Raw genomic sequence first — 18,978 nt, forward strand, 5'->3', positions numbered from 1 at the left:
TCGTCGGGAGTTTTAGTCCCCGCCGCCCAACCCCCAGTCGTGACTGACGACACCGACGCGACCTCCCGACACGACCGGGTGACGAGCCATCCGACGCCCGGCCCGCGCAACTCTCTGCAGTCGTGGCCGAGCGCCCGCTCGCCGGTCATCGTCGCCCGCAACTATCTGTTCGTCTGGCTCATCCGAATCTCGCCGAGTCTCCGCCTGAAGAACTTCCTCTTGGGTCTCATCGGCGTCACCGTCGGCACGGGCGTCTCGTGGGGGCTGGAAGCCACCCCGGACGTCTTCTGGCCGAACCTCATCACGCTCGAAGACGACGCCATCGTCGGCTACGATGCCACGCTACTCTGCCACGAGTTCCTGCAGGACGAGTACCGCACGGGCGAGGTCGTCGTCGGCGAACGCGCCATGATCGGCGCGGGGGCAATCGTCCTCCCCGGCGTCGAGATCGGTGCCGACGCACAGGTCGCGGCCAACTCGCTCGTGACGCAGGACGTCCCGCCGGGTGCGACGGTCGCAGGGGTCCCCGCACGGGAGATGGGCGACGCGGAGGACCGCAGCGAGAGCGACGGCGAACGACGGGAGTAGCCCGAAATTGTGGATCAGGAGAATGCGAGGACCGAAACCACGGTAGCGGCTGCTGCCGCCACGAGATAGACGCCGTAGGTGAGTGCCCGACGCCGAAGACTGCGGCGAACTGCGTCGATGCCGCCGTCGGAGACGAAGAGCGGCGTGTCGTTGGTCCCCTGGATGGTCGGCGGCCCGGGACCGACCGACAGCTCGCCGTGGACCGTCAGTCGCGAGCCCTCAACGACGGCCTTCGACAGGAAGGAGTCGTCGCCGAGGTCGATCTCCGGGTCGTCGTCGACGACGGCGCGGAGCCGTTCGAGCGACATCTCGGTCGGATGCTCGCTCAACTCGACGTACGGGGAGTTCCAGAGGTAGACGTGCCACGTCCGACTCGGGAGAAAGCCGACCGGCTGTACCTCCGACAGTTTGTCGGCATCGTGCGCCGCTCGGAGCCAACTCGGGTCGACCCGGACGTCCCCGTTCTCGGTTGCGACGCTGAACGAGCCGTATTCGACACCGGAGGCGAAGGTCGCCCTCGCCTGTCTCGTCGTCCGGTTCTCGAAGTCGATCACTCGCTGTCCGCTCCGCGGAAACGCCGCCTGCCAGACGTACATCCCGACCGGGGACGCCAGTCCGTCGGTCGCACGGTCGCTTGCGGGTGCCTCCTCGTCGACTGTGACGACTCCCTCGATTGTCACCCGTTGGCCGTCGACGACGGCGGGCGAACGCTCGGGAGAGACGCCCCGCAACGAGTAGGACAGGCGCGCCGTGTTCGCCAGCCGATATGCGTAGTACAGACACAGCAGTGTGAGCGCGCCACCCACTACGACGGCCGCTACGGAGACCATTGATTCAGACTGTCTATCGTCTAATATTAAGCGTGGCGGATGACCTGGACCGTCAGTGACTTCGGTAGCCCACGTCCCGCACACGCGAGTCAAATCACGACACCACACCGCCCGTGACACCGTATCTCAGAGTTCGGGCGGCATGACGGTCCCGCTCACATTGGCCGTGAACGGTAAGCAGTACGAGCAGGTGAATCCGGGGCACGGGTCCGCGCAGGCCCGAAGCGTGAGTCCTGCAGTGACCTCGACAGCATCGCCTGGTCCGTCTGCGAGCGAGAAGTTCCCACAGATTTCGAAGTCGAGTTCGCGAAGGACTGAGTGCTTGAATCCGAAGGGGAAGCAGAGTCCGTTTTCCGTCAGTCCGTAGCCGAGCGAGAAACTGGAGAGGGCAATCGACCCCGAAAAAGACCCGTATTCGAGGTAGACGTCGACGGAGAGCGTCGCTGAGACGCCGATACTGTAGTTACCGTGTATCCTGGCACCGAGACCGATACCGACCGTCAGATCCTTTCCACCGACCTTCTGAGTGCCGACGTCCTCCTGCAGATACAGGTCTTCGAGTGCTCCACCAACTGCTGCGGTTCCAACGCTTCCGGATTGTTGGAACACCGGCTCGAATCCCGGAGGCGCGGTACGCGCGAAATACTCGTCGGAGCCTTCGACAGCGTACGGCTTGTCACCGGGGACCGAAGCGGTTTGGTACTCACCGATGAGAATCTGGAAGTCTTCGGGGAGATCAGTCACCTGTGACTGCGTCATGACCTCATCGTTGGAGGCTTGGGGACCCGCTTCCATAGTGACGAACAGCTTTTCCAGTTCTTCTTCGGTCAGCTTGTCTTCCTTTTTCTTCCCGCCCGCAGCCGCTGCCGACGCTGGCATCCCGACCAACGCGCCGCCGAGAGCACTAGAAGTAGCGAGCAACTTCCGTCGCGAGATATCTTTGTTATTAGACATCAAATTACCAATTATATCCACTTGTTAAAAATGTTTTGTGGGAAGGTTGAACCAACCAAGATATGCCTGAGATAAAATTCGGTTGGAGACCGGTTGGTCTACTGTGCCCGAAGAAGCCGACCGACAGCGACTGGACGTTGTGACTGTCTTACTGGAGTATCAATCCTACTGCAGAGGGGCGCACGGACAGGCTCACGGGGACTGAAGCATCACGTGCCGCCGAGTCCACGAGGAACAATGCTTCGAACGGAAGTCTGTAGAAGACAGTGGAACAGCGAAGTGGCTCTCACCGAATCCGGGCGATTCCCTGCTGGAACACCTTGCGGTTCGGGACGATATACTCCTCCTCGTCGCTCTCGATGTGGGTGACGAAGACGTCGATCTCCTGGACGATGCCGCGGTGGTCACCGATGCGGACCTCGTCGCCGATGCCGTACGCCTGCGTGAGAAGCAGATAGGTGCCCGCGGCCGCCGACTGGAGCATCGGCCAGAGGGCGACGAGGCTGAAGGCGACGAGTGCCAGCGCGTAGACGCCGAGGAGGACGATGAGCGCGAGCGTGGCGACGCCGATCTGACTCAGCGCGATGAGGACGGCGACGTAGAAGACGCTGTACTTCGCGAGTTTCGGCAGGACGTTGACCTCCGGCAGCTTGATTCCTCTGAGTTGTTCTTGGACGAGCAGTTGGGTCTTGTCACCGACGACGATGCCGACGATGAGGATGATGGCCGCGACGAACAGTTTGGGGATGAAGCCGACGAGGTCGTCCCAGAAGACGGCGGTATACTGGATGTTCGCGACCGTGAGCGCGACGAAGACGGTCAGGACGAAGACGAAATAGCCGCTCAGTTTCGCGACGATGGCGACCGTCGACGAGCCGAGTTCGCGGGCCATCCGCTCGAAGGCGGTGCCTTCGATGAGGTTCGGGACACCCGCTCGCGCGAGGAGTCGGCGGTTGACGACGACGACGACGTAGCTCAACACGAGACCGATGAGGAGGACGCCGAGCGCGAGCCACCAGCGTGTCGGGATACCGGCGAGCAGCCGCTCGATCTGCATCTCAGTAATCCTCCGGGTCGATTTCGAGGATGAGCTTGCCACCCTTGAACGCCCGGACGAGCCCGTCCGATTCCGAGAGGACGATAGCTGTCGCGTTGGTGTCGCGCGTGATGGCCCCCCCAGCCATGTGTCGCGCACCGAGACCCTTCGGGATGTCGACGCCCTCCGCGGAGGGTTCGAGATAGCGGTAGGCCGAGACGATGCGGCCCGAGTCGCTGACGATGAACGCGCCGTCGAGCCGCGAGAACTCCTTGAGCATCACGTTGACGATGGGGTCGCCGACGTGGACGTGAGATTTCTCGAAGGGGTTGTACGACAGCGGCCGGGACTTGTTCATCACCTTGCCCGCGTCGCCGACGACGAACAGCGCGCCGACCGGCTTGCCCTTCTGTCCCTTCTTTCCGAGTTCGATAGCGACCTCGAAGACGTCGCGGATGACGCCGGGGTCGGCACGGGAGTTGACGAAGAGGTCGTAGACGCCCGAGCGCATCGACTCGCCGACACGCACGCGGACGGCCGTGTCGGTGTCGCCGCCGAACGTCGAGGCGGCACACAGAACAGTGTCACCCTCCTCGAACAGGCCGCGCTCCATCGACCCCTCGATTCCGAACTTGACACGGTCTCGGACGTTCTCGAACTCCAGCGGAAGCTCGACGAACGTCTCGGCACCGACGGTGTTCTCCGGGGCGACGACGACGAGTTCCTCCTCGATGTCCGCGAACTGCTCGTAGTACGAGCCACTCGGAGAGAAGAGAAACACGCCGTCGACGTCCACTACCAGATCGTCGAGAAGTTCACTCAGCGTCGCCATTGCTATTTAAAAAACGGGGGACGGGGAAAAAGGTTTGTGAGCAGACAAGCACGGCCCCGTCGTAACCGAGTCTCACACTGTCACAGTTTCATCCCGGGACCAGGGATGTTTTCGAGACGTTGTCGGCCGTGTGAACAGTACAGCTGTACAGAAATAACACTACTCGGACAAACGTTTATTTCAGTCCACGCCGAAGTTTTCTTGACTCTCTCTTGTACCGAACGGCTCGTCGAGACGGCCGCTCGTGTCGGAGAGCCGGAGCCACCAATGACGAGAGACCCTACGACGACGACCGGTATCGCCCGCCGACAGCTCCTCCGAAGTATCGGCCTCCTGGGCTTGGGGGCGACACTCGCAGGTCCCGTCCGTGCGGACGAGGGCCGACGCTTCCCACTGGACTCGGTTCCAGTCTACTTCACCGTCTACGCGGGCGTCGGCGACGACCCAGGGACGTTCAGATATCCGGACTCCCCCGGTGAGTTCCGCGGGTTCGACCCGGCCGGTGCCCTGTTCGACGCGAGCGAACTGGTCAAGTCGGCCAACGGCAAGACGATCTACTACGACTTCCATTTCACGCCCGACAACAGCATCGTCGGCCCGGTGCGACCCTACGTGCTCGTCCACGAGCGGGACGGTCGTTACACCTCACGGGAGCAGGAGGCGACCTTCGACGTGTCGACGGTCCCGGAGCTGTTCCCCTTCTTGCAGCCCGGAACGTGGCGGGCGGTCGGCCGTGACGTGGTGAAACTCGACCGGAAGGGCGGTGAACTCGACTGGGCCATCACCCGTGTCGACTTCTACCGCGTGGACGGTGAGACGCAGACGTATCAGCTGTCGCTTCTCTACCTCATCTGGCGCGAGGGGTTCGGTCCGTCCGTGGCGGACCCCCAGAACCCACAGGCGGACATCCCGTCCGCCGTCGACGAGGCGGCCCGCGAACTCGTCGCCGCCGGCGTGGCAGCCGAACCGACACCGTTGTCCGACCGGGAAGCGATTCACGTTGCCGACGAGTTCGAGTTCTACTCCTCTTCGTCGTCGGACTGACGCCGCAGGTGGAAGGTGAAGACTGCCCCGCGCGGGTCGTTCGCTTCGACGGAGATACGGCCGCTGTACTCCGCCAGTAGCTCGTAGACGAAGAAGAGGTCGATGCCCTCACCGTGGTAGATCTGACTGCGTTCGTCGAGGCTGAAGACGTGCGGCAGATCTTCTTGCTTGATTCCGGGGCCGTTGTCGGCGATAGTGACACGGACGGTCCGGTCGTCGGGTTCCATCCCGACGACGACTCGGGGGACGTCCGAATCGTTGTGTTCGACGGCGTTTTCCAAGACGGCGTCGAACGCCGTCGCCAGCGCGGGACCCGCTGCGACGGAGGCCGGCACGAGCTCGTCGACGACGAACTCGACGGATTCGTACTGGTCGCGGGCGGTCTCGACCGCGTCACGGAGGAGTTCGTCGACGCGAATCGGTTCGACCTGTGGATCGGAGTCGACCGAGATGAGGTCTTCGAGTTCACGGGCCGTCTCCGCGCGGTCCAGTAGCCGGTTGATCCGCGCCTCGACGATGGCCACGCTCTCCTCCATCGCCTCGTCTTCGGCCTGTTCACGCAGCAAGTCCAGATGACCGAGGATGACGTTCGCGTCGTTCCGCAGGTTGTGCCGGAGGACGCGGTTGAGGATGCGGGTCGTCTGCTCTGCACGTCGCTCGCGGGTGATGTCGATGAAGACGCCGGCGTAGGCGATGATTCCGTCGTCGTCGAACAGGGGCGTGGCGGCCCCGTAGCCGTACCGAAACCGGTCGTCTTTGGCCTTCAGTTCGAAGCTCCCGAGCCACGGGTTCTCGACGGCGAGCGCCGGGGCGACTTCGCCGAAGAAGACCGCCGGGTCGGTGAAGAGAACGTCCGGCGTCTCGCCGACGAGTTCGTCACGCTCGTATCCGGTGAACCGGAGGCAGGCGTCGTTGACGTCGCGGATGACGAAGTCCGGGCCTGCCAGAATCGACGGGTTCGGCGTCTCTCTGAACGCCCGTTTGTACGCGACCGGATCGATGTCCTCAACCATCCATCTTTCCGAGGGCTTCGCTCGATACACGTATAAGCATTTTCGACAATCGGACAAGAGGATAACAATATCTTCAGCTTGATATTACTATACTGTTAACATCGGACAACGTATAGGACAGAGTAAATAATGACGCGAACATCGCTCGAAGCCTTAGAGAGAGAACTCGGTGTGGACGCGGTCACCGTCGAGGCGAGGCTGAACGGTGACGACGTCGCTCTTTCGGAGCCACTCGTCGCGGCCGTCGAACAGTACGAGGCAGTCGTCGGGACACGGGACCCCTACCTCTGGCACTGGCTGTCGGCAATCTTCCCCCTGTTCCGGCTCTCGTGTGTCCCGACAGCGTCCCACGACCGGGTGCTCGAACAGAAGGTGCTGCTCACGATGTTCATCACACTCCTCGACGACGTCGCCGAACGCGACGGTGACCGGGCGACGTTCGAAGAGGCGCGGAAGGTCCCCTTCCCGGCCGAGCAAGTCGACACCGACCGCGACGACGTCGACGGCGAGCTCGTCGAGTTCGCCCAGTGGCTCTGGGACCGCCTCGAGGAGGGTCTCCGCGCCGCTCCACGGTACGAGGAGTTCGTCCACGTCCTCCGGTTCGACCTCCGGCAAGCGCTCAACGCCATCGACTACAGCCTGCTCGTCAACGAGTGTCTCGACGTCGCGACCCTCGGCGGCTGCGAGCAGTACGACGTCCACAACATGGTCGTCTTCAGCTACGTCGATATCGACCTGCTGCACTCGCCGGACTTCGACCGGCGAGACAACGGCGAGCTCCGCGAAGCCGTGTGGGACGCCCAGATGATGGCCCGCATCGGCAACTGGGTCACCACGTGGGAACGCGAACTCGGCGAGGGCGACTACTCCTCAGGGATCGTCGTCTACGCCCTCCGCAACGGCATCGTCGATATCGACGAACTCCGCGGCGACGAGCCGACGGTCGAGGAACTGGCCGACAGGATTCGCAACCACGGTGTCGAGGAGTACTTCCTCACCGAGTGGGAGACGCGCTACGGCGGGCTAAAGGCCGGACGACTCGACGCTCACTCGGTGGACCTCGATGCGTTCGTCGAGGGGATGCGACGGGTGATGGCCTACCACCTCGCGAGTCGCGGCAAGAAGTGACTACGCGTCCACGAGGAGACGTCCGACCGCGGTGACAGCCGCTTCGAACGCGTCGGCCTCCATTCTGTCCGTCGTCAAGAGGACGCCGTGGTCACCCTCGATGGTATCGGCGGTGAGACAGTCGACACCGACGAAGAGCGGTTGCAGTCGACAGTGAACGTGTGTCGGAAAATGCGTGGGACCGGATTTGAACCACGGTCGCTCACTCCGTTCGCTCCCTGATTCAAACCCGCTCGTGAGCATTCGCTGCTCACTGTCGTTCGCAGCAGAATGCGTGGGACCGGATTTGAACCGGCGGACCTCTATAGGACAGCGTCCTAAGCGCTGCGCCTTTTCCTGGCTTGGCTACCCACGCGCGCAGTCCGTGCTACAGGAAACACGAGTAAGAAGGTATCGTTCGCTCTGGCGCCGACGGTTTATATTCCCCCACGCCAACGACCGAGTATGTACCGCGCCCGCGACCAGGTCGACAACGAGGAGTGGCTCGCCGCCATCGACCGCGCGAGCGACAGCCTCGAACTGGGTTCGGAAGCCCGCACCAACGCCACCGACCTCTTCTTGACGCACGTCCCCGACGCCGACCGCTCGAAGCCCGCCACCGCCGCCGCGAGCCTCTACGCGGCCGCACTCATCGCTGGCGAGGAACGCTCACAGACCGCCGTCGCCGACGCGATGGGCGTGACGCGACTCAGCGTCCAGAAACGGTGGAAGGATATCCTCGAAGACGCCGGGTTCCGGCCGCCGAGTTGGTAAGAGCGAGAGAGCGAGAGAGTGAGAGATTCAGTCGACGCGGGTCCTCTCACGGCCGTCGCGTTCGGGCGTGAGATTGCCGTGTTCGTCGATCTCGCCCATGACGATGCGCGTCGAGGAGATGCGTTCGCCGTCCGCCGCGGGGACGTGGTCGACGACTTCGAGTCGGAGCGACGGCAGTCCTTTCTCCGCGCGAATCTCGTTGATACGCTCGCCGCCGTCCTGCGTCTCGGGGGAGACGATGAGCGCGTCGAACCCCGCCTCGGTGGCGATGCCGGTCGGTTCGGTGAGTTCGCGGACTGAGAAATCGCGGTCGCGGTCGGTGTCGGCGGCGACGGCCGAGAGTTCGGCTTCGAGGTCCCGCTTTCGCTCGGCGAACGGCCGGACGTAGCGGTCGACGTGTCTCGTCTTCGGAGCCAACTCGTCGGAGGTGAGACCGACCGTCACGTCACCGAGTTCGAACGCTCGGGCGAACAGCGCGCGGTGACCGTCGTGAATGGGGTCGAAGGTCCCGCCGAGCGCGACGTTCATATCTCGGCGTCGCCGCGACGGGACTTAAACCGGTCGGGTGACGGTGCTCAGTCGTCGCTCTCGCTGACCGAGACGGGCGGCTCGTCGCCGTGGACCGTAATCGTCACCGGCTCGGCGCGCTCGTCGTCGGCCTCGTCGGCGAGCTGCTGGTCGAGGTTGAACACCGTGTTGAGCTGCTGTTGGACCTGTTCGGCCGCGCCACGGACGAGGTCGCTCGGCGCGATCGCCTCGTACTCGTAGGGGTTGTTGCCCGCACCGGCACTCTCGCGTTTCTGCCGGGAGACGACCTCTTCGTCGTGGAGTTCCGCGAGTGCCTCACGGACGGTCGAGGGATACAACCCCGTCCCGTCGGCGACCTCCTCGCTCGTGCTCTGGGGGTTCGCACGGAGGTAGATGTAGATGCGTGCACGCGTCTCCGTGTCGAGGAGCCACGCGAGCAGGTCGACGACGCTCTGGTCGAACTCCTCGACCGCGTGGTCGGCGGTTTCTTCGAGCCGTTCGCGCGCCGTGCGCCCGTCGTCGCCCCGTGTCCCCTCGCCAGAATCCGTGTCCTCGGTGGGGGACTCTTGGGTGTCATCTGCTGCCATGTGTTCTGTCTGGCAGGTCAGAACTTAACGCGGAAAAACGTTTGCTTGGCAGAGAACGAATCGGCCTTCGAGGGTGCTTAAGACGACAGCAACACCGATTCGCAGAGCGCGTCGAGTCCGTCCTCGTCGCGGACCCGACGCTGACGGTCCGCCCCGCTCTCGCGGTCGAAGACGTCGCGGAGTCCCGAGACGCCGAGGCGGTCGCACTCGTCGTCGACGAACGTCGCGAGGTCGACCGTCTCCTCCGCCGAGCGGTCGATGAAGCTCGCGTCGTGACCGTACCGCATCGCCCGCCACTTGTTCTCGTCGAGCAGCTCCCGGCGGAGGTCTGTGCCGGACTCGCCGTCCTCGTACCGCTCGGCGAGGTCGAGCACGAGCGCGTGGACGTACTCGACGAACGCCAGCACGACCGCGGAATCCGACTGACCGTCCGGCGTCCGCACTTCGACCGTCCCGTGGCCGGTGTGCGGCCGGACGTCGTACCAGAGTTCGCCGCGGTCGTTGATCGAGCCGAGTTCGACCATCCGCCGCTCGAACCGTTGGAACGCCTCGAAATCCTCGAACGCCGTCGGCATCCCGGTGTTCGGGAGGGCTTCGAATATCTTCGCGCGTGCGGACTCCAGCCCGGTGTCGAAACCGTTCCAGTACGGCGAGTTCGCCGACAGGGCGAGCATGGGCGGGAGATACCACCGTAGTTCGTTGGCGATCCACGTCGCCTTGTCCGCGTCGTCGACGCCGACGTGGACGTGGAGACCCGCAGTCGTGTTGCGGTGCTGGGGATACCGTATCCGGTCGAGCTGTGCCCGGTAGCGGGGCTTTTCGGCGTGTTCGAGTTCGCGCCACTTCGCCGTCGGATGCAGCCCCGCACCGGCGATCTGATAGCCGTGGTTCGCGGCGTGTTCGACGAGCGCGTCGCGGACGGCGCGAACGTGCTCGGCTGCGTCCTCGGGGCGTTCGATGAGCGGCGTCTGCGTCTCGATGGTGAACTGGAACAGTTCGTGGTCGAGGCGGCCTGCGAGCGGTTCCGGCGGGTCGTCGTCCCCGTAGACGAGGTCGTCGATGCCCGAGGTCGGCCGTCCCGCGTCGTCGACGATGTAGAACTCCTCTTCGACTCCGAGTGTTCCGAGTCGCGTGAACGACTCCGGCGACCCTAACTCCATTGCCCGCTCCTTCGAGACGCCTCTTTAAATAGGTCTTGCATGGCGAAGGCTGTGCATACGGAGACAGCACAGCCGTAGACGCCGCGAACCACTGTCTCGCGTAACGATACGGCTATGGCCGATTGCGGCCAACTGGAGGCAATGATTCTCGTCGTCGGGGCAACGGGGCAGGTCGGAACGGCAGTCGTACGCAGACTCGTCGCACGCGACGAGACGGTCCGGGCACTCGTCCGGCCGACCGCGGACCACGAGACGTTGACGCGACTCGGCGTCGACCTCGCCTTCGGCGACCTCCGCGACGAGGCGAGCGTCCGCGCGGCCTGCGAGGGCGTCGACGTCGTCGTCGCCACCGCCAGTGCCGCCGTCCCCCGCCGCGGCGACGACCTGGCCGCGGTCGAGGACGCGGGCTACCGAAACCTGTTCGACGCCTGCGAGGCCGCGGGTGTCGAACAGGTGGTCTACCTGTCGGTCCCCGAATCGCCGGTCGAGGGGCGGGCGGCGACGACGCGGTACAAGCGGCGCAACGAGGTGCGCCTGCTCGACAGCGGCCTCACCTACACCGTCGTCCGCGCGGCCCCGTTCATGGACACCTGGTTCGCCGCCATCGGCAGTTCGATCCCCCTCCGCGGGGCTGAACACGCCACGCTCGACCGCCCGTTCTGGGGGACTCGCCTCACACGACGGCTCACGGGAACCCTCGTCGAGAACCGCGGTCTCGCGCTGGTGCCGGGAGCCGCCGACCGACGGCACGCCTTCGTCAGCGTCGACGACGTCGCCGCGTTTCTCGTGGCGTGCATCGGCCACGCCGACGCCGAGAACGCCGTCCTCGACTTCGGTGGGCCGGAAGCCGTCTCCTGGCGCGAGGTCGTCGAGACATACGAGGAGGTACTGGGACGCGATGTGCGGGCGGTCTACGTTCCGACCGTCGTCCTCGCCGCCCTCCAGCGGACGGTCGGTCTCGTCCTGCCTACGGCGGGCAACCTCCTCGGGATGGCGCGGTTCGTCGCCGCGAGCGACACCGACGCCGACCCCGAGACGACCGACGCAATCGTGTCGGTCCCGCGGACGAGCGTCGAACAGTTCCTCCGCGAGCGGGCGGAGCTACCGGACTACGACGAGATGCACATCAAGCGTGACCCCGCGGTCGGGACGGGCGCGGCCTGAACGGAAACGACTCACTGGTTCACCTCTCGTCACTCTTCTCCGCCGTACGCGGCGTCGAAGAACGCCACCTCCAGCGAGACGGCCCGGTCGAACAACGCCGCGACCTCCTGCTGGCGACGCGGCGACAGCGTCGGCCCGACCTCGTCCAGTTCCTCGCGGAGCCAGCCGACGAACGCGGCGAATTCGGGGTTGTCGTGGAGTTCGACCCACTCGCGGTAGTAGAACGGTTCCTCCGGAGTCCCGACCGACTCGGCCCACGTCAGATAGACCCACTCCACAGGCAGGAGAACGGCGAGCGTCTCTGCGTAGCCGCCCGTCGTCGCTGCACGGCCGAGCAGGTCCCGCATGGCCGCGGTCGGCTCGGCGAGCGCGACGGCGTCGGGGTTCTCGTACACCGCGGGCGGGACGTCGAGCGCCTCGAACGACCGGAGGAAGTAGTCGTCCTCGTCGTCGGTGACGGTGTCGAGGAATTCGACGAGCCGACGCTTCTGGCCCATCGTCGGTGCCTGCCCGACGCCGTAGCCGACGAGGCTCACGAGCGAGCCGACGAAGGCGTAATCCTGGACGAGATAGTCGACGAAGGCCGCCTCGTCGAGCGTGGCGTCACCCAACTCGCGGGTGAACCGGTGGGTCGTCGCCGCCGACCAGACCGGTTCCGACCGCTCACGCAGCCAGTCGGTGAAGCGGTCGTGGTCGCTCTCGGCGAAGGGTTCGGTCATACGGACCACTCCTCCTGTCGCCAGGCGGCGTCCCAGAACTCGTACTCGTAGCGCGCCGAGGTGAGAAACAGGTCGCGGTAGCGTTCCCGGTCGGCCGCCATCGACGACGCGGCGATATCGTCCATCAGGTCCTTGCACCAGTCGGTGAGTTCGGTGAACTCGTCGCTGCTGTAGGTGCGTATCCACTCGGCGTAGCGCTCCTCGTCGGGCAGCCCGTCGTCGAGCAGTCGCAGGCCAGTGTCGTTGAAGCCCCACATACAGGGCAAGAGCGCGGCGACGATGTCGCCGAAGGAACCCGTCGACGCGACCCGGACGAGAAAGTCCGTGTAGGCTCGCGTCGTCGGCGACGGCTCCGTCGCCTCCAACTCGGCCTCGGTGATACCGAAATCGGCGGCGTATTCGCGGTGGAGGTCCATCTCGGTGTGGAGCGTCTCGGAGAGGAGGTTCGCGAAGGTGCCCATCCGCTCCAGCGTCGGAGCCTGTGCCGCCCCGAGCGCGAACAGGCGACAGTAGTCGACGAGATAGACGTAGTCCTGCCGGAGCCAGTAGCGGAAGCGGTCCTCGTCCAGTGTCCCGTCGCCGATGCCTGCGACCATCGGATGCTCGTAGATGGCCGTCCAGACGGTGTCGGCGTCGTCTCGGAGGCTGTCGGTGAACGACATAGCTGGCTCTCCGATGCCGACCACCAAAATACCACTAGATGATACAACCAGAGAATCAGATTACTTCGGGCGGGCGACGACACCGAGATGGTCGTCGTGGAACCGGTCGAGTCGCTGGGTCTCCAGGATTTCGTACGTCGCTTCCAACTCCGCGACGACCTCGTCGAACACGTCCGCCGGGTCGGCGGTCACGTCCTCGCTGCGGGCCTTGATCGCCGCGAGCAGGCGGCCGTCCTCGCGGAGGAACGCCGCGTTGTCGGCGGCGACTTTGGCCTGTCCGCGCGTGGCGACGTCCTGCACGAGGACGTCGACGTCGGCCTCGACGACGTGGGCGTAGGTCTCGGGCTTCCGGGCGTCCTTCAGCAGCGGAAACAGGTTCTCGCGGTCCTCGGCGACGCCGACGAGGTCACGGACGGGCCGCGGCGCGAACTCGACGGCGTAGGTCGGCCCGGCGAAGTCGGCAACGTGCGAGACGGTCGTCCCGCTGGCCGCGCCGAGGTAGAGCACGGTCTCGTCGCCGACGAGTCCCGTATCCATTCCCAGCTCCAGCATCGCGCCGAGCTTCGAGCGGCCGGCGTCCCAGACGCGCCAGTCGCCGTCTGTCGGCTCGCCGTAGACCGGCGGTCCCTGCGTGGCGAGGCGTTCTCGGTCGTCGAAGGTGTGGCGTTCGACGCCCGTTGGCAGCGACTCGCCGCTCGGCTCGTCGCTCGTTTCGTCGCTCGTCTCGTCGCTCGTCTCGTCGCTCGTCTCGTCGCTCATTCGTCGTCACCCCCTTCGGCTCGCGCCTGAATCGTCTCGATTCGCTCGTCGAGGTCGTCGTGGAGTTCCTGTTTGAACTCGCCGCCGTAGTGGTCGACGCGGGCGGCGAGCGTCAGTTTCCCGGCGAAGGCGCGGGCGGCGGAGCCGCGGTCCTCGGGGCGGGTGCCGCGGACGTACTCGTGGGTGAAGATGACGCCGTGTTTCGGCGAGGTGCCGCGACCGGCGAGATGGGCGAACAGGGCGTCCTCCGCTCCGAGCACCTGGACCGTGCCGCTGGGTTTCTTCGCCAGCGCGTCGAGACCGCCCGCGAGCGAGATGAGCCGCGTGGCGAGGACCGGTCCGGCCATCTCGGCGAGGTTGGGCGCGACGTCGGGCGCGCGGCGTTCGATGAACTCTCGCAGCTCGTCGGCCTCGTCGGCGAGGTCGGCGACGCGACCGGCGAAGGAGATGACGGGCTGTTCGGCGGGCGTCTCCGGGTCGCGTTCGGCCAACTGGCGGGCGTAGCCGACGCCGGAGCCGGCGTCGTCGAAGAGCGTCCCGGCCCACTCCGAGAGCCGTTCGGCCAGTTCGTTGGCCGTGCGCTCGGCGTCGTCCATCGCGCGGACGGCGTGGAGCAGCTGTTTGTCGTCGGCGCGTTCGCGTTCGGCGACCGCAGTCCGAGCGGCGGTGATAGTCGCCTCGCGGAGTGCGACGTAATACGCCTCCTCGTCGGCGGCGAAGCCCGACTCGACGGCCGCGGCGGGCCAATCGGCGGGCGCGTCGGCGCGGCCCTCGCGGATGCGCGCGACTGCCTCGTCGGTGTCGCCGGAAGCGAGGTCGGCGAACCAGGCGTCGGTTGTCATACGTAGCCATCTCGCCGCCCCGATTAAACGTGTGGCGTTCGCTCTCCGAGGCACGTGCAGTCCCCCGGAGACGACGGAGGTCCTTGGAGAGATATTAACTCCGAAGGGGCCACTTAGGGCGAGGCTTATCCGTCCGGAGAGGCGAGTGGAGGCGATGACTCCATCCGAGTCACGGTCCCCACGACCCCCCGGAGCAGCCCCCCGAAAGGGGACGCTGTTCTGCCCGGACTGTGCGCACGCCAGTTCGTTCGACGGCGACTGGGACGTCGCCGAGACGAGCGAGTTCGTCACCTACAACTGTCCCGAGTGCGGGACGTGCATCCAAGAGCGGCCCGTGTTCGACCCGGAGACGACAGTGCCACGGCCCAACGCGACGGTGACACCCGCCCCGCGGTTCGGCCTGTCGCCGACGGCGGTCGAACGCTGGCGACGGGCGTGGGCCTCGTGGACGACGGCGTGGGCGCGGTTCGTCGAGGGTGCACGGAGTCGGTGACGAATGCGGCCCAGTAGCTGCCCAGTCGTCGTCCTCGACAACGGTCTGCTGGCTCTCGGCGGCCGATAACGCAGAAAAGTGGACCTCGGTTGTGTGGCTATCCGAACTTCTCGAACGGCTGCTCACAGCCGTTACAGAAGTGCATCGACCGGCAGAGTCCCGGTCCCTTCGGATGTTCCCGAACCGTCTCCGTCGAGCCGCAGTAGGGACATTCGGCTCCTTCCGTGTCCCCGCTGGTCGAGATCGACGGGTCGAATCCTCGTTTCATGATCAGACACTCAGCCCGAACTCTCGCAGCTGTTCGCGGCCCTGTTCGGTGACCATGTTGACGTTCCACGGCGGGTTGTACCGAAGCTCGACATCGGCGTCGTCGATGCCGGGCGCGGTCATCGCCGCACACCGGACGTCGTTGAGGATCATGTCCCGCGCGGGACAGCCGGTGTAGGTCAGCGTCATCTCGACGCGGGCCGTCGACCCCTCTACTTCGACGTTGTAGATGAGGCCGAGGTCGACGACGCTGACGGGCATCTCGGGGTCTTCCACCTCGTAGAGCGCCTTCCAGATGTCGGCCTCGACGCCCGTCGCGCCCTCGCCGGTCTTCGGGAAGTCCTCGGGTTTCTCGCCCGCGGCGTAGTCGGTGTAGGCGCAGGCGTCCGAGCCGAGCGGCGCGCCCGAGTCCATGCTCATCCTTCACCCCGGAGCCGGATCGGCTCTTCCAACTCGAGTTCGTGGTAGGTGTGGGTGAACTCCGACTGGAGGTCGAACCACGCGTCGGTGTGGCTGCCGTCGCGGCCCGTCGCCTCGGGCAGGTCGACCTCGTCCGGTTCCGGAACGACGACGTCGAGCGATTCGAGGAACGGCACGACGATGTCGAGCCACTCCTCGCGGAGGTCTGCCAATCTCTCCGTCCGTAATTCGAGCGAGACGATGTCCTCCTCGTGCGGGCCAGCCGCGAAGAGCGTCAGCGCGTAGGGGAACAGCCGGTCGACGGCGGCCTGGAGCTTCTCGTGGTGTTCGCCGCCGGAGAGCCGTTCGAGCCAGCTCTGGGCGTGTTCGCGGTGGTAGCGCTCTTCGGCGAGTACCTTCGCGACGCGGTCGGCGATGGGCGGATACGACGAGTCGACGAGCACCTCCATCCGGAGGTTCTCGGCGACGTCGTAGAGGTAGCTGCGGACGATGACGTCCGCCCAGTCGCCCTCGTCGAAGGGCTGTTCGACGAGCGTGGAGTGGGTCCAGGCCTTGGGGTCGCGCTCCCAGAGACACTCCTGTTCGGTGTAGCCCATGTCCTGCAGGAGGTCGTACCAGAGCCGCGCGTGGCCGAACTCGTCCTGGGCGATGTTGGAGATGGCGAGATCGGATTCGAGCGTCGGCGCGTAGATTTGCCACTCGATGTAGCGCTCGGCGACGACGTACTCGTCGTCGGCCATGCGGAACAGCAGTTCTTCGACCGCCGCCTGCTCGCGGTCGGTCAGACTGTCGGGACCGTCGAGGCTCACGAGTCGGCCTCCTCGGAGGCGGCTTCGCGTTTCTTCGCGGCGGCCGCCTGCTCCTTCTCGGACTCGACGACCTCTTTGATGCCGCTGGCGTCGACGCGGTTGTACGTCATCGCCCAGCGGTAGGCCTTGTCGGTCGTGCCGCCGAAGGAGGTCTCCTCGTCGTCGACTTCGGAGATCTCGTCCTGCGGAGCCACCCAGATGCTGTGGGTCTGCATCCGGCGGCCGTGCTGAATCTGTGCGAACAGCTTCGCCATCTCGCGGTCCGGTGCGTGGACGTTACCCACGTGTCGGTGGTAGTCGCCCGCCTTGTCCTGTCGGAATACTTCCCAAATCATTGTCTTAGTCGGCCGCCTGCGGGGCGGTGCCGGTGTGTGCGGTCTCGTAGCTGTCCATCTGTTCGCGGACCCACGCGACTGCCTCCTGGCGGTCGCGGCGGGAACCGATCTGCTCGTAGCTGCCGTCGTAGTCGTTCTTCGCGATGGTCCAGAACTGGTCCCAGTCGAGGTCCTCCTCGACGACCTCGTAGCGGCCCTCGTCCTCGTGGTAGATAATCTCCGGCGTGTCCGGAATCTCCAGCCCGTACCGCTCGGCCTTCGGGACGTAGGTGTTGAGGAAGGCCTGCCGGAGTTCGTCGTTACTCTTGGTCTTCAGGCCGACCTCCGCCGCGAAGCCGTGGTGGGTGCTCTGGTCGTTGACCGGGCCGAAGAACTGGATGATGCGGGGCCACCACATCTCGAACGCCTCTTGGGTGCGCTCCTGGTTGGCCTTCGAGGAGGTCATCAACTCACGCAGCATATCCTCGCCGTGTTTGACGTGGAAGCCCTCCTCGAAGCACACCTTGTCCATCGCGTGCGCGTAGGGTTCCCACGACGTGCTCTTCAGCGTCGCCTGCCGCCGCATGGCCGCGCCGTCGACGAAAAAGCCGATCATCGGCACCTCGTACCACGAGTCCATCGGATAGTGGAAGCAGTTGAGGAACTTCCCCTTGCCCTCGGCCAGCTCGTCGAGCATCTCGTCGCGGGTCTTCACACCCAGCGACTCGGCCGCTCGATAGAGGAGTTGCGCGTGGCCGATCTCGTCCTGCACCTTCGCGGAGAAGGCGAGCTTTCGGTCCAAACTCGGCGCTTGGCGGATGAACGGCTTCTCGAGGTAGCCACCCATCACCTCCGAGTTGGCGTGGAACTGGATCATCCGCGTCGCGGCCTCGCGATACTCCTTGGGCATATCGTCTTTGGGACTGAACTGGCGCGGGCCAGCGCGTTCCTTGACGGTGTCGAGGTCCATGGACGATAATTATAGATACGACCACATACCGATTGGGCCGCCCATAGACGGGATTTATATACTCTGTCGGCCTCTAGACGTGAGAGACCGTGATAGACGAGTGCTTGGTGGTGGAGTTCCGTGTGACCGGCGACGACTGTCCGTTGGCGGCGGCGTCGAAAGCGGCGGGCGTCACTATCGAGTCCCAACCCCCGCAACTCCGCGACGACGGCAACGCCCTCCTGCGGTTCGGCGCGCCCGAGAGCGACGCCCTCGCGAGTGTGCTCGATAAGGATGCCCGCATCCGGTATCTCCACCGCTCGTCGGGCGAGGACCGGCCGGACCGCGACGAGTACCGCTGTCTGTCGAAACAGCCCTGTGTCGTCCACGAGCTGACGGACGCGGGCTTCATGGCCGAGACGCTGACCTACCGCGACGGCGAGGAACGGTACACGGGTGCCGTGGTGGGCTACGACGTGTTGCAGGGTGTGCTGGAGGCCGCGGGCGCGACGGTCGGGGTGACGCTCGAACGCATCTACCCGCTCGGGCCGGAGGGCGAGACGTCGACGACGGGCCGCTGGGACGTGACGGGCGCGCAGGAGGCTGCGATTCGGACCGCGTTGCGGATGGGCTACTTCGCGGTGCCGAAGCAGGTGACGGCGACGGAGGTCGGGGAGGAACTGGGAATCAGCAAGTCGGCGTTTCTGGAGCGGTTGCGACGCGGGCAGAAGGGGTTGTTCTCGCAAATTTTCGGGTGAGGAGTCGGAGAAGGCATCTATTTCGCCAGCACGGACTCCGAACCGGAGACCACCTCGAAAGCCCACGCGCTCTCGACTCCCGCGGCTTGTTGTGCTCCTCGGCTTACAGCCTGCGGTGCTTACCGCGCCGGGGTCGTCGAGAGCGCGTCCCCTTTCAGCCCCACCCGCAGCAGCCACGTCCTCCCCAACCGACTCCTTCGCTCGTGACACTCGCTCAGTCGTCCCTCGCATGAGTGGCTCGCGGCGACGCAAGAGCTTCGCTCTTGCTGGCTTCCGCTCGGTTCCCTCGCGGAAACGATGAAACGCCGCGAAGCCACGCGCCGAAGAGAATAGCCGATTACCGTCGCACGGGTGGGAGTCGCATTTACG

24 protein-coding genes and 1 tRNA gene are annotated in these 18,978 nt (G+C 65.4%); 7 read left to right on the forward strand and 18 right to left on the reverse strand.

Annotated elements, in window-relative coordinates; translation table 11 throughout:
- Positions 1–39 precede the first annotated feature (39 nt).
- Positions 40–588, forward strand: a complete 549-nt coding sequence (locus tag BLR57_RS13090) for an acyltransferase (RefSeq protein WP_089698205.1) — start codon at positions 40–42, stop codon at positions 586–588.
- Between the two features lie 14 nt (positions 589–602).
- Here the strand turns inward: BLR57_RS13090 and BLR57_RS13095 are convergent, their stop codons facing one another.
- The 4 genes from BLR57_RS13095 to dacZ form a co-directional block, all read right to left on the reverse strand.
- Positions 603–1,418, reverse strand: coding sequence for a hypothetical protein (locus tag BLR57_RS13095; protein ID WP_089698207.1), 816 nt, complete (start codon positions 1,416–1,418; stop codon positions 603–605).
- Between the two features lie 126 nt (positions 1,419–1,544).
- The gene (locus tag BLR57_RS13100; RefSeq protein WP_089698209.1) at positions 1,545–2,372 is read right to left on the reverse strand and encodes a hypothetical protein; all 828 of its coding nucleotides are present in this window, start codon (positions 2,370–2,372) and stop codon (positions 1,545–1,547) included.
- A 286-nt stretch (positions 2,373–2,658) separates the two neighbouring features.
- Complete coding sequence (locus BLR57_RS13105) at positions 2,659–3,429, reverse strand: mechanosensitive ion channel family protein (protein WP_089698211.1); 771 nt, start codon at positions 3,427–3,429, stop codon at positions 2,659–2,661.
- 1 nt (position 3,430) lies between these two features.
- Complete coding sequence (dacZ, locus tag BLR57_RS13110; RefSeq protein ID WP_089698214.1) at positions 3,431–4,240, reverse strand: diadenylate cyclase; 810 nt, start codon at positions 4,238–4,240, stop codon at positions 3,431–3,433.
- 267 nt (positions 4,241–4,507) lie between these two features.
- On the opposite strand from dacZ, the gene BLR57_RS13115 reads away from it, so the two are divergent.
- Positions 4,508–5,284: a hypothetical protein gene (locus tag BLR57_RS13115; RefSeq protein WP_089698216.1), complete on the forward strand. Its 777-nt coding sequence runs from the start codon at positions 4,508–4,510 to the stop codon at positions 5,282–5,284.
- Here the strand turns inward: BLR57_RS13115 and BLR57_RS13120 are convergent.
- Entirely contained in the window at positions 5,260–6,297 is a 1,038-nt protein-coding gene (locus BLR57_RS13120) for a PAS domain-containing sensor histidine kinase (protein WP_089698219.1), read from the reverse strand. The genes BLR57_RS13115 and BLR57_RS13120 overlap by 25 nt on opposite strands.
- A 129-nt stretch (positions 6,298–6,426) precedes the next feature.
- Here BLR57_RS13120 and BLR57_RS13125 point away from each other — a divergent pair, with 129 nt between their 5' ends.
- On the forward strand, positions 6,427–7,425 hold the full coding sequence (locus tag BLR57_RS13125) for a hypothetical protein (RefSeq protein WP_089698221.1): 999 nt from the start codon (positions 6,427–6,429) through the stop codon (positions 7,423–7,425).
- A 271-nt stretch (positions 7,426–7,696) separates the two neighbouring features.
- Here BLR57_RS13125 and BLR57_RS13135 read toward each other — a convergent pair.
- A tRNA-Leu gene (locus BLR57_RS13135) sits at positions 7,697–7,780 on the reverse strand.
- An 89-nt stretch (positions 7,781–7,869) separates the two neighbouring features.
- On the opposite strand from BLR57_RS13135, the gene BLR57_RS13140 reads away from it, so the two are divergent.
- Positions 7,870–8,178 carry a cyclin family protein gene (locus BLR57_RS13140; protein ID WP_089698226.1) on the forward strand — a complete coding sequence of 103 codons (309 nt, stop codon included), beginning with the start codon at positions 7,870–7,872 and terminating at the stop codon, positions 8,176–8,178.
- A gap of 27 nt (positions 8,179–8,205) precedes the next feature.
- On the opposite strand, the gene BLR57_RS13145 is transcribed toward BLR57_RS13140, so the two are convergent.
- The 3 genes from BLR57_RS13145 to BLR57_RS13155 all read right to left on the reverse strand — a co-directional run bounded on the left by BLR57_RS13145 (position 8,206) and on the right by BLR57_RS13155 (position 10,453).
- Positions 8,206–8,706 (reverse strand): phosphopantetheine adenylyltransferase, encoded by a 501-nt coding sequence (locus BLR57_RS13145; RefSeq protein ID WP_089698228.1) that lies wholly within the window; start codon positions 8,704–8,706, stop codon positions 8,206–8,208.
- Between the two features lie 47 nt (positions 8,707–8,753).
- Positions 8,754–9,293, reverse strand: a complete 540-nt coding sequence (locus BLR57_RS13150; protein ID WP_089698231.1) for a helix-turn-helix domain-containing protein — start codon at positions 9,291–9,293, stop codon at positions 8,754–8,756.
- A 77-nt stretch (positions 9,294–9,370) separates the two neighbouring features.
- Positions 9,371–10,453, reverse strand: coding sequence for a glutamate--cysteine ligase (locus BLR57_RS13155; RefSeq protein ID WP_089698233.1), 1,083 nt, complete (start codon positions 10,451–10,453; stop codon positions 9,371–9,373).
- Between the two features lie 141 nt (positions 10,454–10,594).
- Between BLR57_RS13155 and BLR57_RS13160 the strand changes: the two genes are divergently transcribed.
- Positions 10,595–11,617 carry an SDR family oxidoreductase gene (locus tag BLR57_RS13160; RefSeq protein WP_170830637.1) on the forward strand — a complete coding sequence of 341 codons (1,023 nt, stop codon included), beginning with the start codon at positions 10,595–10,597 and terminating at the stop codon, positions 11,615–11,617.
- A 29-nt stretch (positions 11,618–11,646) separates the two neighbouring features.
- On the opposite strand, the gene BLR57_RS13165 is transcribed toward BLR57_RS13160, so the two are convergent.
- From BLR57_RS13165 to BLR57_RS13180, 4 genes are read right to left on the reverse strand one after another with little or no spacing between them, the layout of a single operon-like run.
- Complete coding sequence (locus BLR57_RS13165) at positions 11,647–12,336, reverse strand: TenA family protein (protein ID WP_089698412.1); 690 nt, start codon at positions 12,334–12,336, stop codon at positions 11,647–11,649.
- Positions 12,333–12,998 carry a thiaminase II gene (tenA, locus tag BLR57_RS13170; RefSeq protein WP_089698236.1) on the reverse strand — a complete coding sequence of 222 codons (666 nt, stop codon included), beginning with the start codon at positions 12,996–12,998 and terminating at the stop codon, positions 12,333–12,335. The genes BLR57_RS13165 and tenA overlap by 4 nt, the downstream gene beginning before the upstream one ends.
- A 60-nt stretch (positions 12,999–13,058) precedes the next feature.
- Entirely contained in the window at positions 13,059–13,757 is a 699-nt protein-coding gene (locus BLR57_RS13175) for a fibrillarin-like rRNA/tRNA 2'-O-methyltransferase (protein ID WP_244510017.1), read from the reverse strand.
- Positions 13,754–14,599, reverse strand: a complete 846-nt coding sequence (locus BLR57_RS13180) for an NOP5/NOP56 family protein (RefSeq protein WP_089698238.1) — start codon at positions 14,597–14,599, stop codon at positions 13,754–13,756. The genes BLR57_RS13175 and BLR57_RS13180 overlap by 4 nt, the downstream gene beginning before the upstream one ends.
- 154 nt (positions 14,600–14,753) lie before the next feature.
- On the opposite strand from BLR57_RS13180, the gene BLR57_RS13185 reads away from it, so the two are divergent.
- Positions 14,754–15,092: a DUF8106 domain-containing protein gene (locus BLR57_RS13185; protein WP_089698241.1), complete on the forward strand. Its 339-nt coding sequence runs from the start codon at positions 14,754–14,756 to the stop codon at positions 15,090–15,092.
- Positions 15,093–15,189: 97 nt separating this feature from the next.
- Here BLR57_RS13185 and paaE read toward each other — a convergent pair whose 3' ends face one another.
- From paaE to paaA, 5 genes are read right to left on the reverse strand one after another with little or no spacing between them, the layout of a single operon-like run.
- The gene (gene paaE / locus BLR57_RS19455; protein WP_170830638.1) at positions 15,190–15,360 is read right to left on the reverse strand and encodes a 1,2-phenylacetyl-CoA epoxidase subunit PaaE; all 171 of its coding nucleotides are present in this window, start codon (positions 15,358–15,360) and stop codon (positions 15,190–15,192) included.
- Positions 15,361–15,362: 2 nt separating this feature from the next.
- The gene (gene paaD / locus BLR57_RS13190) at positions 15,363–15,779 is read right to left on the reverse strand and encodes a 1,2-phenylacetyl-CoA epoxidase subunit PaaD (RefSeq protein ID WP_089698243.1); all 417 of its coding nucleotides are present in this window, start codon (positions 15,777–15,779) and stop codon (positions 15,363–15,365) included.
- The gene (gene paaC / locus BLR57_RS13195; protein WP_089698246.1) at positions 15,776–16,588 is read right to left on the reverse strand and encodes a 1,2-phenylacetyl-CoA epoxidase subunit PaaC; all 813 of its coding nucleotides are present in this window, start codon (positions 16,586–16,588) and stop codon (positions 15,776–15,778) included. The genes paaD and paaC overlap by 4 nt, the downstream gene beginning before the upstream one ends.
- Positions 16,585–16,923: a 1,2-phenylacetyl-CoA epoxidase subunit PaaB gene (gene paaB / locus BLR57_RS13200; RefSeq protein WP_089698247.1), complete on the reverse strand. Its 339-nt coding sequence runs from the start codon at positions 16,921–16,923 to the stop codon at positions 16,585–16,587. The genes paaC and paaB overlap by 4 nt, the downstream gene beginning before the upstream one ends.
- Before the next feature lie 4 nt (positions 16,924–16,927).
- Positions 16,928–17,872 (reverse strand): 1,2-phenylacetyl-CoA epoxidase subunit PaaA, encoded by a 945-nt coding sequence (gene paaA, locus BLR57_RS13205; protein WP_089698250.1) that lies wholly within the window; start codon positions 17,870–17,872, stop codon positions 16,928–16,930.
- 89 nt (positions 17,873–17,961) lie between these two features.
- On the opposite strand from paaA, the gene BLR57_RS13210 reads away from it, so the two are divergent.
- Complete coding sequence (locus BLR57_RS13210; protein WP_089698252.1) at positions 17,962–18,609, forward strand: helix-turn-helix domain-containing protein; 648 nt, start codon at positions 17,962–17,964, stop codon at positions 18,607–18,609.
- Positions 18,610–18,978 lie beyond the last annotated feature (369 nt).

Origin of the sequence: Halogranum gelatinilyticum, assembly GCF_900103715.1 — an archaeon.
Taxonomy (GTDB): domain Archaea; phylum Halobacteriota; class Halobacteria; order Halobacteriales; family Haloferacaceae; genus Halogranum; species Halogranum gelatinilyticum.

Bases quoted from the DNA above. Each gene is read 5' to 3' on its own strand.
- BLR57_RS13145 (WP_089698228.1), bottom strand. From the start codon at position 8,706: ATGAACGTCGCGCTCGGCGGGACCTTCGACCCCATTCACGACGGTCAC.
- BLR57_RS13165 (WP_089698412.1), bottom strand. From the start codon at position 12,336: ATGACCGAACCCTTCGCCGAGAGCGACCACGACCGCTTCACCGACTGG.
- BLR57_RS13115 (WP_089698216.1), top strand. From the start codon at position 4,508: ATGACGAGAGACCCTACGACGACGACCGGTATCGCCCGCCGACAGCTC.
- BLR57_RS13150 (WP_089698231.1), bottom strand. From the start codon at position 9,293: ATGGCAGCAGATGACACCCAAGAGTCCCCCACCGAGGACACGGATTCT.
- BLR57_RS13095 (WP_089698207.1), bottom strand. From the start codon at position 1,418: ATGGTCTCCGTAGCGGCCGTCGTAGTGGGTGGCGCGCTCACACTGCTG.
- paaE (WP_170830638.1), bottom strand. From the start codon at position 15,360: ATGAAACGAGGATTCGACCCGTCGATCTCGACCAGCGGGGACACGGAA.
- BLR57_RS13185 (WP_089698241.1), top strand. From the start codon at position 14,754: ATGACTCCATCCGAGTCACGGTCCCCACGACCCCCCGGAGCAGCCCCC.
- BLR57_RS13125 (WP_089698221.1), top strand. From the start codon at position 6,427: ATGACGCGAACATCGCTCGAAGCCTTAGAGAGAGAACTCGGTGTGGAC.
- BLR57_RS13160 (WP_170830637.1), top strand. From the start codon at position 10,595: ATGATTCTCGTCGTCGGGGCAACGGGGCAGGTCGGAACGGCAGTCGTA.
- paaD (WP_089698243.1), bottom strand. From the start codon at position 15,779: ATGAGCATGGACTCGGGCGCGCCGCTCGGCTCGGACGCCTGCGCCTAC.
- paaB (WP_089698247.1), bottom strand. From the start codon at position 16,923: ATGATTTGGGAAGTATTCCGACAGGACAAGGCGGGCGACTACCACCGA.
- BLR57_RS13105 (WP_089698211.1), bottom strand. From the start codon at position 3,429: ATGCAGATCGAGCGGCTGCTCGCCGGTATCCCGACACGCTGGTGGCTC.
- BLR57_RS13120 (WP_089698219.1), bottom strand. From the start codon at position 6,297: ATGGTTGAGGACATCGATCCGGTCGCGTACAAACGGGCGTTCAGAGAG.
- BLR57_RS13175 (WP_244510017.1), bottom strand. From the start codon at position 13,757: ATGAGCGACGAGACGAGCGACGAGACGAGCGACGAGACGAGCGACGAA.
- BLR57_RS13100 (WP_089698209.1), bottom strand. From the start codon at position 2,372: ATGTCTAATAACAAAGATATCTCGCGACGGAAGTTGCTCGCTACTTCT.
- BLR57_RS13155 (WP_089698233.1), bottom strand. From the start codon at position 10,453: ATGGAGTTAGGGTCGCCGGAGTCGTTCACGCGACTCGGAACACTCGGA.
- dacZ (WP_089698214.1), bottom strand. From the start codon at position 4,240: ATGGCGACGCTGAGTGAACTTCTCGACGATCTGGTAGTGGACGTCGAC.
- tenA (WP_089698236.1), bottom strand. From the start codon at position 12,998: ATGTCGTTCACCGACAGCCTCCGAGACGACGCCGACACCGTCTGGACG.
- BLR57_RS13140 (WP_089698226.1), top strand. From the start codon at position 7,870: ATGTACCGCGCCCGCGACCAGGTCGACAACGAGGAGTGGCTCGCCGCC.
- BLR57_RS13180 (WP_089698238.1), bottom strand. From the start codon at position 14,599: ATGACAACCGACGCCTGGTTCGCCGACCTCGCTTCCGGCGACACCGAC.
- paaA (WP_089698250.1), bottom strand. From the start codon at position 17,872: ATGGACCTCGACACCGTCAAGGAACGCGCTGGCCCGCGCCAGTTCAGT.